This is a genomic window from Streptomyces sp. YIM S03343, assembly GCF_054729195.1.
In genome coordinates this window covers 6,647,202-6,662,133 of record NZ_JBPUKX010000001.1, presented here as the reverse complement: position 1 = coordinate 6,662,133, position 14,932 = coordinate 6,647,202, and the positions used below count along the sequence as shown (strand labels likewise).

At 72.5% G+C, this 14,932-nt stretch carries 13 protein-coding genes; 8 read left to right on the top strand and 5 right to left on the bottom strand.

Going from position 1 to position 14,932, the window contains the following annotated elements; all coding sequences use genetic code 11:
- Positions 1-82 precede the first annotated feature (82 nt).
- Positions 83-1,093, top strand: a complete 1,011-nt coding sequence (locus ACSYGN_RS29445) for an LLM class F420-dependent oxidoreductase (protein WP_460400878.1) — start codon at positions 83-85, stop codon at positions 1,091-1,093.
- 143 nt (positions 1,094-1,236) lie between these two features.
- Here the strand turns inward: ACSYGN_RS29445 and ACSYGN_RS29440 are convergent, their stop codons facing one another.
- The 3 genes from ACSYGN_RS29440 to ACSYGN_RS29430 are packed head-to-tail and all read right to left on the bottom strand — an operon-like array spanning position 1,237 to position 4,516.
- Positions 1,237-2,307, bottom strand: coding sequence for a prenyltransferase/squalene oxidase repeat-containing protein (locus tag ACSYGN_RS29440; protein ID WP_460400876.1), 1,071 nt, complete (start codon positions 2,305-2,307; stop codon positions 1,237-1,239).
- Positions 2,304-3,062, bottom strand: a complete 759-nt coding sequence (locus ACSYGN_RS29435) for a class I SAM-dependent methyltransferase (RefSeq protein WP_460400874.1) — start codon at positions 3,060-3,062, stop codon at positions 2,304-2,306. Before ACSYGN_RS29435 ends, ACSYGN_RS29440 begins: the two co-directional genes overlap by 4 nt.
- Positions 3,056-4,516, bottom strand: a complete 1,461-nt coding sequence (locus ACSYGN_RS29430) for a glycosyltransferase family 4 protein (protein ID WP_460400872.1) — start codon at positions 4,514-4,516, stop codon at positions 3,056-3,058. Before ACSYGN_RS29430 ends, ACSYGN_RS29435 begins: the two co-directional genes overlap by 7 nt.
- A 213-nt stretch (positions 4,517-4,729) precedes the next feature.
- Between ACSYGN_RS29430 and ACSYGN_RS29425 the strand changes: the two genes are divergently transcribed.
- Positions 4,730-5,398, top strand: a complete 669-nt coding sequence (locus tag ACSYGN_RS29425) for a TetR family transcriptional regulator (protein WP_460400870.1) — start codon at positions 4,730-4,732, stop codon at positions 5,396-5,398.
- A 320-nt stretch (positions 5,399-5,718) separates the two neighbouring features.
- On the opposite strand, the gene ACSYGN_RS29420 is transcribed toward ACSYGN_RS29425, so the two are convergent.
- The gene (locus tag ACSYGN_RS29420; protein WP_460400868.1) at positions 5,719-5,952 is read right to left on the bottom strand and encodes a ferredoxin; all 234 of its coding nucleotides are present in this window, start codon (positions 5,950-5,952) and stop codon (positions 5,719-5,721) included.
- Between the two features lie 6 nt (positions 5,953-5,958).
- Complete coding sequence (locus ACSYGN_RS29415; protein WP_460400866.1) at positions 5,959-7,416, bottom strand: aldehyde dehydrogenase; 1,458 nt, start codon at positions 7,414-7,416, stop codon at positions 5,959-5,961.
- A gap of 202 nt (positions 7,417-7,618) precedes the next feature.
- Here ACSYGN_RS29415 and ACSYGN_RS29410 point away from each other — a divergent pair, with 202 nt between their 5' ends.
- The 6 genes from ACSYGN_RS29410 to ACSYGN_RS29385 all read left to right on the top strand — a co-directional run bounded on the left by ACSYGN_RS29410 (position 7,619) and on the right by ACSYGN_RS29385 (position 14,791).
- Positions 7,619-8,650, top strand: coding sequence for an MBL fold metallo-hydrolase (locus tag ACSYGN_RS29410; protein WP_460400864.1), 1,032 nt, complete (start codon positions 7,619-7,621; stop codon positions 8,648-8,650).
- Positions 8,651-9,027: 377 nt separating this feature from the next.
- Positions 9,028-10,293, top strand: a complete 1,266-nt coding sequence (locus ACSYGN_RS29405; RefSeq protein WP_460400862.1) for a prenyltransferase/squalene oxidase repeat-containing protein — start codon at positions 9,028-9,030, stop codon at positions 10,291-10,293.
- A complete protein-coding gene (locus ACSYGN_RS29400; protein ID WP_460400860.1) occupies positions 10,290-10,982 on the top strand; it encodes an SCO2322 family protein in 693 nt (230 codons plus the stop codon). The genes ACSYGN_RS29405 and ACSYGN_RS29400 overlap by 4 nt, the downstream gene beginning before the upstream one ends.
- On the top strand, positions 10,975-12,216 hold the full coding sequence (locus ACSYGN_RS29395; RefSeq protein WP_460400858.1) for an energy-coupling factor transporter transmembrane component T: 1,242 nt from the start codon (positions 10,975-10,977) through the stop codon (positions 12,214-12,216). The genes ACSYGN_RS29400 and ACSYGN_RS29395 overlap by 8 nt, the downstream gene beginning before the upstream one ends.
- Positions 12,213-13,907: an ABC transporter ATP-binding protein gene (locus ACSYGN_RS29390; protein ID WP_460400856.1), complete on the top strand. Its 1,695-nt coding sequence runs from the start codon at positions 12,213-12,215 to the stop codon at positions 13,905-13,907. The genes ACSYGN_RS29395 and ACSYGN_RS29390 overlap by 4 nt, the downstream gene beginning before the upstream one ends.
- Entirely contained in the window at positions 13,904-14,791 is an 888-nt protein-coding gene (locus ACSYGN_RS29385) for an ECF transporter S component (protein WP_460400854.1), read from the top strand. The genes ACSYGN_RS29390 and ACSYGN_RS29385 overlap by 4 nt, the downstream gene beginning before the upstream one ends.
- The last annotated feature ends 141 nt before the right edge of the window (positions 14,792-14,932 follow it).

Here is a 14,932-nt window from a genome sequence, read left to right as displayed (position 1 = left end):
TACAGTCACGGAACCGAACTGAACTGACACAGCATCAGATATTCATCAGATATCTGCGGGGCGGGAGACCGGGAGGCGCGCCATGCGGCTGGGGCTCGCACTGGGTTACTGGGGACGCGGACCGGCCGCGGACCACGTTCCGCTGGCGCGGGAGGCGGAGCGGCTGGGCTACGACTCGGTGTGGACCGCGGAGTCCTGGGGCTCGGACGCGTTCACCCCGCTGACCTGGATCGCCGCGCAGACGTCACGGATCAGGCTGGGTACGGCGGTGGCGCAGATGGCGGCGCGCTCACCGACCACGACCGCGATGCACGCGCTCACCCTGGACCATCTCTCCGGCGGGCGGATGCTGCTGGGGCTCGGCCTGTCCGGCCCGCAGGTCGTCGAGGGCTGGTACGGGCGGCCGTTCCCCCGCTCGCCGCTCACCGCGACCCGGGAGTACGTCGAGGTCGTACGGCAGGTCCTGCGCCGCGAGGCACCCGTGGAACTGGCCGGACACTTCCACCCGCTGCCCTACGACGGCCCGGACGCCACCGGACTCGGCAAGCCGCTCAAGCCCATCACGCATCCTCTGCGCCCCGACCTGCCCGTACTGCTCGGCGCGGAGGGGCCGAAGAACGTCGCCCAGACGGCTCGGATCGCCGACGGCTGGCTGCCGCTGTACTGGGCGCCCGGCCGCCCCGAGGTCTACGGCGCGGCGGTTGCCGATCTGCCGCCGGGGTTCATGGTCGCCCCGATGGCCCGGGTGAAGGTCTGCGACGACATCGCCGAGGGGCTGCTCCCGGTGAAGGCGATGCTCGGTTTCTACATCGGCGGCATGGGTCACGCGGCCCGCAACTTCCACGCCGACCTCATGGGTCGCATGGGGTACGAGGAGGAGGCCCGGCGGATCCAGCGGCTGTTCCTCGAAGGGCACCGCGAGGAGGCGGTGCTGGCGGTGCCGGACGCGTTCGCCGACAAGATCTCGCTGGTCGGGCCGCGCGAACGCATCGCCGAGCGGCTGGAGTTGTGGCGCAAGGGCCCGGTGACCGATCTGCTGGCGCTGGCGCCGGATCCCGTTTCGCTGCGGGTGCTGGCGGAGCTCAACTCGTAGGCGCGCGGCTCAATTCGTAGGCGCTGGGCTCAACCTGTAGGCGCCCGACTCAGCTCGTAGGCGCCCGACTCAGCTCGTAGGCGCGCTGGGCTCAACCCGTAGGCGCCCGGCTCAACTTGTAGGCGCTCGCCCGCGGGGTCCGTTCAGTCGCAGCAGTCCGGGTCGAGGCCGCGCGGCAGCAGGTCGCCGCCGAACACCGCGCAGGTGGCGTCGTGTCCGCCGAGCGCGGCCACGGCGAGCAGCAGGGAGCCCGCCGTCCAGGTGGTGAGTTCCTGCGGCCAGACGGCGTCGTCCTCGAAGACATAGCCCGTCCAGTACAGGCCGCTGGCCTCGTCGCGCAGATGCCGGATCGACTGGAGTATCTCCAGCGCGCGGTCGGACTCCCCCATGGCCCAGAGGGTGAGGGCGAGTTCGGCCGACTCGCCGCCGGTGACCCAGGGGTTGGGCACCACGCAGCGCACCCCGAGCCCGGGGACCACAAAGCGCTCCCAGCCGTCCTCGACACGGGACTTGGCCTCGGCGCCGGTCAACGCGCCGCCCAGCACCGGGTAGTACCAGTCCATGGAGTAGCGGCCCTTGTCGAGGAACCGCTCCGGGTGCCGCCGTATCGCGTGGCGCAGCGTGCCGAGGGCCAACTCCCAGTCGGGCTGCGGCTCTTCGCGCTGCTCGGCGACGGCGAGGGCGCAGCGCAGCGCGTGGTGGACGGAGGAACAGCCGGTCAGCAGGGCGTCGGTGGCGGCGGTGCCGTCGTCCTCGCGCCTCCAGCCGATCTGCCCGCCGGGCTGCTGGAGCCGCAGCACGTACTCGACGGCGGCGTGGACCATGGGCCACATACGGTCGAGGAAGGTGTCGTCGCCGGTGGAGAGGTAGTGGTGCCAGACGCCCACGGTGACATAGGCGACGAAGTTGGTCTCGCGTCCGTGGTCGGTGATGTCGTGGGGGTCGCCGTCGGCGTAGGCGGCGTACCAGGAGCCGTCGTCGAGTTGGTGGCGGGCCAGCCAGTCGTAGGCCCGGGCGGCGGCCTGGTGCTCACCGGCGGCGTCGAGGGCCATGGCGGCCTCGGTGTGGTCCCAGGTGTCGAGGTGGTGTCCGCGGAACCACGGGATCGCGCCGTCCTCCCGCTGCACGGCAAGGATGCCGCGGACGGTCGCGGCGGCCTGCTCGGCGGTGAGGACCCCGGGCAGGACGAGGTGTTCTGTCCGGGGGGTGGTCACGTGGCGGCCGCCTCGGCTGCGCCGGAAGCCGCCGCGCGGGGCAGGTGGGGCTTGGTCGCGTATGCCACGAAGCTCTTGCCGATCAGCGGGTTGAGCGCCTGTTCGGCGACCCGGGTGACCAGGGGTTTCTTCATGATGTCCCAGACCAGCAGCTGGTGGTACGCCTTCACGGGCAGCACCTGGTCGTTGTCGACGCCGAACGCGCACTTCAGCCACCAGTACGGCGAGTGCAGCGCGTGGGCGTGATGGGTGCCGTAGGGCTTGAGCCCGGCTTCCCTCATCCTGGTGAGCAGTTCGTCGGCTCTGTAGATGCGGATGTGCCCGCCCTCGACCTCGTGGTAGGCGTCGGACAGGGCCCAGCACACCTTCTCCGGGCCGTAGCGGGGCACGGTGACTGCGATACGGCCGCCCGGCTTGAGCACGCGGACCATCTCGGCGAGGACGCCCTTGTCGTCGGGGATGTGCTCCATCACCTCGGAGATGATGACGACGTCGAAGGACTCGTCGGGGAAGGGCAGCGCGAGGGCGTCGCCCTCCATGGCGGTCGCGGTGGCGCCCTCGGGTGCCTCGCCCGCCTCCTTCATCGCCGCGAACCACCGGGCGACCTCGCGGATCTCCTCGCCGTTCCGGTCGAGCGCGACCACCTGGGCACCGCGCCGGTAGCACTCGAAGGCGTGCCGCCCGGCACCGCAGCCGAGGTCCAGCACCCGGTCGCCCGGGGCGAGCGGGAACCGGGAGAAGTCGACGGTCAGCACGTGGCCCTGCTTTCGGGATGGACGGCGGGGTCGGTGTGGGAGGTGCCGGACGACATGGCGGTCGGGGCGGGGACCCTGGCTTCCTGCTGCTGCTCGTGTGCTCGCCGGTCCCGCCGGTCCCGTCGGTCCCGTCGGTCGCCCTGGTCTCGTCGGGCTCTGTGCTCGATGGCCTCGCGGTACCGGCCCACCGTCCCCTCCGCGGCCCGTGCCCAGGTGAAGTGCCGCAGCACCCGCTCACGCCCCGCGTGCCCGAGCCGTAGCCGCAGCTCGGCGTCCCCCAGCAGCCGGCTGAGCCCGGCGGCCAGGGCGCCCGCGTCACCGGGCGGTACGGCGAGGCAGGTCTCGCCGTCGGTCCCGGCGACCTCGGGAATGGCGCCGCCGGTGGTGGCGAGGAGCGGGGTGCCGGTGGCCATGGCCTCGGCGGCGGGGAGGGAGAAGCCTTCGTAGAGCGAGGGGACGCAGGCGATCTCGGCGGACCGGACGAGGTCGACCAGTTCGGCGTCGGAGATGCCCTTGACGAACTCGACGGCGCCGGAGAGGCCGTAGCGCTCGATGGCCTGGGCGACCGGCCCGTCCTCGGCGCGTTTGCCGACGACGACGAGATGGGCGCCGGGGTGCTCGGTGCGGACCTTGGCGAGGGCCTCGACGAGATGGACCAGCCCCTTGAGGGGGACGTCGGCGCTGGAGGTGGTGACGATGCGCCCGGGGATCTGCGGCACGGACGGATCGGGCGCGAAGAGGTCGGTGTCGGCCCCGATGTGGACGACATGGACGCGGTCCTCGCGGACATCGAGATGGTCGACGATCTCCTGCCGGGAGGACCCGGAGACAGTGAGGATCGACGGCAGCCGGCGGGCGACGCGCTTCTGCATCCGGGTGAAGGCGTACCAGCGCCGCACGGAGTACCGCCGCTGCCAGGTCTCGGCGGCGTCGAGCTCCAACTGGCGGTCGACGGTGATGGGATGGTGGATGGTGGTGACCAGCGGCACCCCGAGCTCGCCCAACAGGCCGTAACCCAGGGTCTGGTTGTCGTGGATGACGTCGAACTCACCGCGCCGGGCGCGCAGATGACGGCGGGCCCGGAGCGAGAAGGTCAGCGGCTCGGGGAAGCCGCCGGTCCACATGGTGCCGACTTCGAGGGCGTCGACCCAGTCGCGGTACTCGTCGCGGGCCGGGGTGCGAAAAGGGTCGGGCTGCCGGTAGAGGTCGAGGCTGGGCAGCTCGGTGAGGCTGAGGCCCGGGTAGCCCTCGTCGAGCACGGGGTAGGGCTGGGAGCCGATGACCTCGACGCGGTGGCCGAGGCGGGCCAGCTCGCGGGAGAGATGGCGGACGTAGACGCCCTGGCCGCCGCAGAACGGGTTCCCTTTATAGGTGAGAAGCCCGATGTCGAGCGGTCGCCCGCCGTCGGCGGCGGGGTCCGGTCGGGGACCCGCCTCCCTGGCCTCAGCGGTCACTCCGTGCCCCCTTCTGCCTGCATGGTCCCGCGAGACTATGACGGGACGCTAATCTAGAACAAGTTTCAGACTTGATCGCTCGGGAGGCTCTGAATCTACCGGCAGGTAGTCGAAGAGTGAGCGGTGGGCCGGGTGATTCGCGCCACGACGCGGACCCCTGCCATGCTGTGTGATCACTCGTCCTCACCGACTGTCACGGAACAGGACCGACCCATGTCTGCGCAAGCCAAGGTGGACGCCGGCAGTACCGCGCGAACGACGACGGCGCCGGGCACGCCCCCGCTGACCGAACGGCAGCAGGCACGCCGCCGGCGGATCCTGCGCGCCAGCGCCCAACTCGCCAGCCGGGGCGGCTTCGACGCGGTGCAGATGCGGGAGGTGGCGGAGTCCTCCCAGGTGGCCCTGGGGACCCTCTACCGCTACTTCCCCTCCAAGGTGCATCTGCTGGTCGCCACGATGCAGGACCAGTTGGAGCACATGCACGGCACGTTGCGCAAGAAGCCCCCGACCGGCGACACGCCCGCGGAGCGGGTCGCGGAGACCCTGATGCGGGCCTTCCGGGCCCTGCAACGCGAGCCCCACCTCGCCGACGCCATGGTCCGGGCCCTGACGTTCGCAGACCGCAGCGTCTCCCCCGAAGTCGACCAGGTCTCCCGCCAGACCACGGCGATCATCCTGGACGCGATGGGCCCCCCGGCCGCCCCCACCCCGGCCCAGCTCTCCGCGGTCCGCGTCATCGAGCACACCTGGCACTCGGCCCTGATCACCTGGCTCTCGGGCCGCGCGTCCATCGCCCAGGTGAAGATCGACATCGAGACGGTGTGCCGCCTGATCGACCTGACGGATCCGAAAGGGGCGGAGGGGGCGGAGAACGGCGCGTGACCCGGCTCTTCGTGGCACACGAAAAGACCTACGAGACGGGTTCCCTGCGCCGGTATTGTCCGGATCAGGTGCTGGGGGTCGCCGTTCGGCCCTGCTGCTGCCGTTCGGCCTCTCAGCCCGACCGTCGATGTCGGCCCCGGCGGATGCCTCGGCGTCTCGCCAGAGTCGGCTACTCCGGTTGGGCTCCCTCACTCGCCCCGTAGGCCGATATCAGTATATAGCGGCTACCGCAAGACGGAACCCTACCAAGGGGACATTTTTCACTCCTCCGGGTTCGGTCCTTCGGGTCCTCCGGGTTCCGTCTCTCAGGTCCTCCGGTGTCACTCCTCCGGCGGGAACACCGGATCCCCGCTGCCCAGCAGGGTGATCGTGATCGCCTCCACCGGGCAGGTCTCCGCCGCCTCCAGCACCGCTTCCGTCACGTCCATGTCCGCCGAGAGGGGGTGGGACTGGCGGGCGGTGTCCAGGCGGAAAGCCTGGGGGGCGTGGTTGACGCACTGGGCCGAGCCGATGCACAGGGAGCGGTCCACCTCGACGTGCCAGCGGTCGCCCATGGGCGGTCAGCCCTCCCAGCCGGCGGGGAGATGGATCATTTTGTACTCCAGGTACTCGCCGTAGCCCTCCGGACCGAACTCCCGCCCCAGCCCGGAGTTCTTGTAGCCGCCGAACGGGCCGAGCATGTCGAGGCTGAAGGTGTTGACCGAGTACGTGCCGGTACGTACCTGGCGCGCGACCTCGATGCCGTGCTCGACGTCGGCCGTCCATACGCTGCCGGACAGCCCGTACTCGGAGTCGTTGGCGATCTTCACCGCCTCGGACTCGTCGCCGTACGGCAGCAGGCAGATGACCGGGCCGAAGATCTCCTCGCGGGCGATCCGCATGCCGTTGTCGACGCCGCCGAACAGGGTCGGCTCGACGTACCAGCCCTTCTCCAGGCCGGGCGGACGGCCGCCGCCGGTGAGGATCTTGGCGCCCTCCTCCTGCCCGATGCGGATGTAGTCGAGGTTGCGCCGCTGCTGGCGCCGCGCGACCAGCGGGCCCACCTGGGTCGCCGGGTCGAGCGGGTCGCCCACCTTCAGCGCGCCCGCCGCCTGGGCGAACGCGTCGGCGAAGTCGTCGTAGCGCGAGCGCGGGACGAGGATGCGGGTCTGGGCGACACACGCCTGCCCGTTGTTCATCCAGGCCGCCGGGACGATGCCCGCCACCGCCTGCGCCACGTCCGCGTCCGGCAGGACCACCGCCGCCGACTTGCCGCCCAGCTCCAGCGTCACCCGCGTCAGATTCCGCGCCGCCACCTCCATCACGCGCCGCCCCGCCGCGACCGACCCGGTGAAGGACACCTTGTCGACGCCCGGGTGCCCGACCAGGTACTCGCTGACCTCCCGGTCCGCCGGGAGGATCGACAGCACGCCCTCCGGCAGCCCCGCCTCGCGGGTGATGTCGGCCAGGATGTACGCGTCCAGCGGTGACTCCGGCGACGGCTTGAGGATCACTGTGCAGCCGGTCAGCAGCGCGGGCGCGAGCTTCGCGGCGGCGACGAACTGCGGCACGTTCCACGGCACCACGGCCGCGACCACACCCACCGGCTCCCGCCGCACGAGCAGCTTGCCGAGGACGCCGTCGCGCCGCTCCTCGTAGGAGAAGTCCCGCGCGACCTTGATCGCCGAGTCCCACACCATCATCGCGCCCAGCGCCTGCGCGAGGACGCTCCACGAGTACGGCGACCCGTTCTCCGAGGAGATCACCCGCGCGATCTCCTCGTGCCGCATCGCGATCGCGTCCTTGATCCGGGTGACGACCTCGATGCGCTCGTCCAGGGTCGTCCTCGGCCAGGGTCCCTCGTCGAAGGCCCGCCGGGCCGCCGCGACCGCCCGGTCCACGTCCTCGCGCGAGGCGTGCGGGACGCGGCCGATGACCTCCTCGGTGTGCGGGGAGATCACCTCGATCACGTCCGTGCCGAGGGGATCGGTCAACTCCCCGCCGATGAACAGCTGTCCGTGTTCCACGAGCTCGGTCATGGCCTGCTGCCTCCCGGGAAGCCCTGTCCGACGCAACTCGTCTGACGCTCCGTCAGACAATGACGACAATGAACTGATACCAGCTCCGCCCGAGGGAGTCCACGGATGCGGCGCGAGCCGTTGGCCGTCCCGGTCTCCTATGAGAACCTGTATGAGAACCTGTTCTAGTTCAGTGTGGCGGGCGGGCGGCGATGGGGGAACCATGACGCAGGTGCACGACCACCGCGGCGGGGTCCGATCCGTCGAGGTGCCCATCCCGGACAACCCCCTCGGCCACACCCTCGTGCACGTCGTCGACACCGACCGCGGGCCGTTGCTGATCGACACCGGGTGGGACGATCCCGCCTCCTGGGACACCCTCGTCGCCGGGCTGGTGGCCTGCGGGACGTCCGTCGGTGAGGTGTACGGCGTCGTCGTCACCCACCATCACCCCGACCACCACGGTCTCGCCGGCCGGGTGCGGGACGCCTCCGGTGCCTGGATCGCGCTGCACGCCGCGGACACCGCGATCGTGCGGCGGGCCCGGGACACCCGGCCGGACCGCTGGTTCTCCTACATGGCGGACAAGCTGACCGCCGCCGGAGCGCCCGAGGAGCACATCGCCCCGCTGCGCGCACCCCGGCGCCGTACCCCGGCCGGGCTCTCGCCCGCGCTGCCCGACCGCGAGATCGTGCCCGGCGAACTCCTCGACCTGCCCGGCCGGAAGCTGCGTGCCATCTGGACGCCGGGGCACACCCCGGGGCATGTCTGTCTGCATCTGGAGGAGGAGCATCCCGACCGACTGCCGGGCGGGCACGGCCGGTTGTTCTCCGGCGATCATCTTCTCCCCGAGATCACCCCGCACATCGGCCTGTACGAGGACCCCGACGACGCCACCGTCACCGACCCGCTCGGCGACTACCTCGACTCCCTGGAGCGCATCGGCCGCCTCCGTCCGGCCGAAGTACTGCCCGCCCATCAGCACCCCTTCACCGACGCGCCCTCCCGCGTACGGGAGTTGCTCGCCCACCACGAGGAGCGCCTCACCGGTCTGCTCACCCTTCTCGCCACCCCGCTCACCACCTGGCAGCTCGCCGAGCGGATGGAGTGGAACCGGCCCTGGGAGCGGATCCCGTACGGGTCGCGGAACATCGCCGTCTCCGAGGCGGAGGCACATCTGCGACGGCTGGTGAAACTGGGGCGGGTGGAGGCGGTGGCCGGGAGTGATCCGGTGACGTACGTGGCGACGGGGTGAGTGAGACCCGCTCAGCAGGCAGATCGGACCGGCCCACGAGACAGCTCAGACCCGCCTGCCGGACAAGTCGGACCCACTCACCAGGCATCTCGCCCACAGGCCCTTCTCAGGCATCCCCCGCGGCCAGGTACAGTGACGGAGTCGTCATCACGCCCGTTCGGGGGAAAGCCGGTGCAATTCCGGCGCTGACCCGCAACCGTGAGCCGCTCGTCAGGGCGGTGAGCCGGATCGCCCCGGGCTACGCGTGACCGGCTCAGGTGCACCGGCGGCCCCGCCGGCGCACGGCACCGTCGAGGTCTGCGGAGCCGAGCCGCCGCCCGGGGAGGGTGTCCCCGCGCTGCGTCACGGCTTCCCGCAGGGGAAGGCACCCACCCGCAATGAACGTCCGCCGCACCGCCGCGGCACTGGCCGCCCTGACGGCCGTGCTCACCGGCGCCGCGACCCCCGCCGCCTTCGCCGCGACCGCGTCGCCCTCGCCCTCACCGTCGCCCGCGCTGCCCTCCGGGCTGTTCGGCAAGGCCGACCCCACCTACGACGGTGTCTGGCGCCAGTCCCTCGCCCTGCTGGCGCAGGACACCGTGGGGCTGAAGCCCGCCACCAAGGCGGTCGACTGGCTCACCGGGCAGCAGTGCACCGACGGCGCGTTCCCGGCGTACCGCGCCGACGCAGGCACAGGCAAGGACTGCGACGCCAAGCTCCCCCGCGACACCAACGCCACCGCGGCCGCCGTCCAGGCCCTCGCCGCCGTCGGCGGGCACGAGGACGCCACCGCCAAGGCCGTCGGCTGGCTCAAGTCCGTGCAGAACAAGGACGGCGGCTGGCCCTACGCGCCCGGCGGGGCCAGCGACACCAACTCGACGTCCGTCGTCATCGGCGCCCTCGCCGCGACCGGCGCGGACCCCGCCCAGGTGCACCCGGCCAAGGGCACGGCGTCGCCGTACGACCTGCTGGCCGGGTGGTCCATCGCCTGCGGCAAGGACGGCGGCGGTGCGCTGATCTACCAGCCCGGCAAGAAGGGCGAGTTCACCGCCAACGCCGACGCCACCGCCGCCGGGGTGCTGGGCGCGCTCGGCAAGGGGTTCGTGACGGCCGCCGGGAAGGACACACAGGGCGCCGACACACAGGGCGGCAAGGGCGCCTGCGGCGGCAAGTCGCCGCTCACCACCGCCGACGTCGCCCGCAACGGCGCCACCTATCTCACCACCGAGACCTCCGCCAAGGGCTATCTCACCTCGGTCCTCCCCGGCGCCAAGGACCAGCCCGACTACGGCAACACCGCCGACGCGGTCGTGTCGCTGGCCGCCCTGGGCTGGACCGACGCGGCGCAGAAGCCGTACGGCTGGCTGGAGAAGCACTCCGCGCAGTGGGCCGAGCAGAGCGGCCCCGCCGCCTACGCGACGCTCGTCCTCACCGCCCACGCTATGGGCGGCGACCCGCGCGAGTTCGGCGGCACCGATCTCGTCCAGCGGCTCGGCGCCCTCGGTCCCGCGCCGCAGCAGATCAAGCCTGCGGCAGAGCACCAGAACGCCAAGGACGACAAGAGCGACAGCGGCCTCAGCGTCTGGTGGATCGTCGGTGTCGGTCTCGTCGCCGGAGTCGGCGTCGGCTTCCTCCTCTCCGGACGTGGAAAGCGCAAGCCGTGAACCGCCGTTCACCCGCCCGGGCCACCGTCACCTTCGTCCTCGCCCTGCTGCTGTCGGCGGCAGGCGCGGGGCAGGCCGCGCACGCCACCGGCTACCGCTACTGGTCGTTCTGGGAGCGCGAAGGCGGCCAGGGCGGCCAGGGCGGCCACTGGGTGTACGCCACCCAGGGTCCGGCGACGGCCCGGCCCTCCGACGGTGCTGTGGAGGGCTTCCGCTTCGCTGTCAGCGCGGCCTCCTCGGACGCCTCCCGCCCGCGTGGCAGCGCCGAGTTCAAGGACATCTGCGCGGACACCCCGGCCCGCGGCGGTACCAAGCGCGTGGCGCTCGTCATCGACTTCGGCACACCGTCCGACGCACCCGCCGGTGAGACCCCGCCCACCGCGCGTCGCACGGCGTGCGCGCGGGTGTCCTCGGACGCCACGACCGCCGACGCCCTCGCCGCCGTGGCGAAACCCCTCCGCTACGACACCAACGCCCTCCTGTGCGCCATCTCCGGCTATCCGCAGCACGGTTGCGGCGAGCAGGTCGATGGCAGGAGCAGCAAGGCCACTTCCGCCGCCGGCACCGACGGCGGCAAGCACGGGAACTCCTCCACGCCCTCCCTCGGGGTGCTCGCCGGTGCCGCCGCCGTCGCCCTGCTCGGCGCGGCAGCGGTGCGGCAGTCCCGGCGGCGCCGACGCCATGACTGACCACGGCACACCCCGCCGCAACCGCCACAACCGCCACAACCGCTACAACTCCCTCCACCCCGGCGCCTGGTGGCTGTGGGCGCTGGCCCTCGGCACCGCCGCCACCCGCACCACCAACCCCCTCCTCCTCGCCCTGCTGCTCTCCGTCTCGGCCTATGTCGTGGCGTCCTGCCGCACCTCCGCCCCTTGGGCCCGCTCCTACCCGGCGTTCGTGCGGCTCGCCCTGGCCGTGCTGCTCATCCGCCTGTTCTTCGCCGTGGCCCTCGGCTCCCCCATCCCCGGCACCCATGTCCTGGTGACGCTCCCCGAAATCCCGCTCCCCCACTGGGCGCAGGGCATCCGCATCGGCGGCCGGGTCACCGCCGAGGCCGTCGTCTTCGCGCTCTACGACGGGCTCCGGCTCGCCACCCTGCTGGTCTGCGTCGGCGCCGCGAACGCCCTCGCGAACCCCTCCCGGCTCCTCAAGTCCCTTCCCGGCGCGCTCTACGAGGCCGGTGTCGCCGTCGTCGTCGCGCTCACCTTCGCCCCGAACCTCGTCGAGGACAGCCGCCGACTGCGTGCCGCCCGGCGTCTGAGGGGCCGCCCGGACCGGGGTGTGCGGGGGCTGCTCCAGGTCGGACTGCCGGTGCTGGAGGGCGCGTTGGAGCGTTCCGTCGCGCTCGCCGCCGCGATGGACGCGCGCGGCTACGGCCGTACCGCCGACGTCCCCGACCGGGTCCGCCGTACGACGGCCGCGCTCACCCTCGGCGGGCTGCTCGGCGTCTGCGCGGGCACCTACGGACTGCTCACCGAGGACGGCGGCACGTACGCGATTCCCGTACTGCTCACGGGAGTCGCCGCCGCTCTCGCCGGACTGCATCTCGGCGGGCGCCGCTCGCCACGCACCCGGTACCGCGCGGACCGCTGGGACGGCCGGGCCTGGCTTGTCGCCGCGTCCGGCGCCGCCGTCGCCGCGCTGCTCACGCTCGCCGCGTCCGCCGACCCCGCCGCCCTGCGCCCCGGCGTGGTCCCGCTGGTCTCCCCCACCCTCCCGCTGTGGCCCGCTGCGTCCGTACTCCTGGGCCTGCTCCCGGCGTTCGTCGTCCCCTCTCCCTCCTTCCAGGACGCTCCTTCTCCGTCCTTCCAGGACGCTCCCCCTCCGTCCTTCCGGGACGCTCCCTCCCCGCCTTTCCAGGACGTTCCCTCCCCGTCTCGCAAAGACGTTCCCTCCCCGTCATTCAAGGAGTCGTCGTGATCCGCTTCGAGGACGTCTCCGTGGTCTACGACGGCGCCGCCGAACCGGCCGTCCGAGGCATCGAGTTCGACGTGGCAGAAGGCGAACTCGCGCTGCTCGCCGGACCCTCCGGGGTCGGGAAGTCCACCGTGCTCGGCGCGGTGAGCGGGCTCGTGCCGCACTTCACCGGCGGCACCCTGCGCGGCCGGGTCACCGTCGCCGGACGCGACACCCGGGCCCACAAGCCGCGCGAACTCGCCGATGTCGTGGGCACGGTGGGCCAGGACCCGCTGTCGCACTTCGTGACGGACACCGTCGAGGACGAACTCGCCTACGGGATGGAGTCGTTGGGTCTCGCCCCGGACGTGATGCGGCGCCGGGTGGAGGAGACCCTGGACCTGCTCGGCCTCGCGGCCCTGCGGGACCGGCCCATCGCCACCCTGTCCGGCGGCCAGCAGCAGCGGGTCGCGATCGGTTCAGTCCTCACCCCGCATCCCCGGGTGCTCGTCCTCGACGAGCCGACGTCCGCCCTCGATCCGGCGGCGGCCGAGGAGGTGCTCGCCGTGCTCCAGCGGCTCGTCCACGACCTGGGGACGACGGTGCTGCTCGCCGAGCACCGACTGGAGCGGGTGGTGCAGTACGCCGACCGCGTCGTACTCCTTCCGGCGCCGGGCGCCCGGCCGGTGCGGGGCGCACCCGCCGACGTGATGGCCGTGTCCCCGGTGTGTCCGCCGGTGGTGGAGCTGGGGCGGCTGGCGGGCTGGTCGCCGCTGCCGCTGACCGTACGGGACGCCCGGCGGCGGGCAGGGGTGCCAGGTGAGCTGCGGGAACGGCTGGCGGGGCGGGAGCCCAGACCGACCGTACCGATCCAGCGGAAGCCGCCGTCCGCCCCGGAACCCGCGGCGCCGTCCCGCCTCCGGCTGTTCCGCCGTACCCCCGAGGCGGCCGCACCGACTCCCGCCATGGCCGCCGAAGTCCGCGCCCTGGCCGTGCGCCGCGGCCGGGTCCAGGCGCTGCGCGGTGTCGACCTCACCGTGGCCCCCGGCGAGACGGTCGCCCTCATGGGCCGCAACGGCGCCGGAAAGTCCACCCTGCTCGGCGCGTTGACCGGTCTGGTCGCACCGCAGAGCGGCACGGTCACCGTGGGCGGGCTCGCCCCGTATCGCGCCGCGCCGCGTGAACTGGTGCGCCGCGTCGGTCTCGTACCGCAGGAACCGCGCGATCTGCTGTACGCGGACACGGTCGCTGCCGAGTGCGAGGCCGCCGACCGGGACGCGCACGCCGCCCCCGGCACCTGCCGCGCCCTGGTCGAGGACCTGCTCCCCGGCATCACCGACGCCACCCACCCCCGCGATCTGTCCGAGGGGCAGCGGCTCACGCTCGCCCTCGCCGTGATCCTCACCGCGCGCCCGCCGCTGCTGCTCCTCGACGAGCCGACCCGCGGCCTGGACTACGCGGCCAAGTCCCGCCTGGTCGGCGTGCTGCGTGGGCTGGCCGACGCCGGGCACGCCATAGTGCTGGCCACCCACGACGTGGAGCTGGCCGCCGAACTCGCGCACCGGGTGGTCCTGCTCGCCGAGGGTGAGGTGATCGCGGACGGCCCGACCGCGGACGTCGTGGTCTCCTCCCCGTCCTACGCCCCGCAGGTCACCAAGATCCTCGCGCCCGAGCCCTGGCTCACGGTCTCCCAGATCCGCGAGGCCCTGGCATGACCGGCCACGCCGCCCTGCCGGGGGGTCCCGACCTCCGACGACGAAGCCGCCCCATCCGCCTGGGCCCCCGCTCCCTCGCCGCCCTCGTCCTCGTCGGCGCGGTCGGTGTCGTAGCCTTCGGCTGGCCGTTTCTCGCGCCGCCGTCCTCGCAGCTCAGCGCCCATGCCCAGGACGCGCCGTGGCTGTTCGCGGGGCTGCTCGCGCTGCTGGTCGCGGTGGTGGCGGCGACGATCTCCGAGTCGGGCCTCGGCCCGAAGGCGGTCGCCATGCTCGGCGTGCTGGCGGCGACCGGGGCGGCGCTGCGCCCGATCGGCGCGGGGACGGCGGGGCTGGAGCCCATGTTCTTCCTGATGGTGCTCAGCGGAAGGGTCCTCGGCCCGGGCTTCGGCTTTGTGCTCGGCTCGCTCACGATGTTCGCGTCGGCGCTGCTCACGGGCGGGGTGGGGCCGTGGCTGCCGTTCCAGATGCTGGCGATGGGCTGGTTCACGATGGGCGCGGGGATGCTGCCGGCCCCGGAACGGCTGCGCGGCCGTACGGAGATCGCGCTGCTGGCCTGCTACGGCTTCGTCGCGTCGTTCGCGTACGGCACGGTGATGAATCTGTCCGGGTGGCCGTTCATGGGGGCGCTGGCCTCGGGGATCGCCTTCGACCCGCACGCCGCCGTACCCGCCAATCTGGCGCGTTTCGTCGCGTACTGCCTTGCCACGTCGCTCGGCTGGGACCTGGGCCGGGCGCTTCTGACGGTCGTTCTGACCGTGGTCCTCGGTCCGGCGGTGCTGCGGGCGCTGCGCCGGGCCACACGGAGGGCCGCTTTCGAGACCGCGGTCACATTCGACGCACCCGCGGAGGAGACCGCGGTCACATCCGACGCACCCGTTGAGTGAGGGCGCGCGCACCCACCGCGACCGGAACCGTGAAGCGTCCCACATGGGGTGAGTCACATACGAAGCGCGATCGTAGTCGAACAGGCATGACATGCTCGCGCCATCAGGCCCTCTGACCTGCGCTTTGAGAGCCAGGTCACA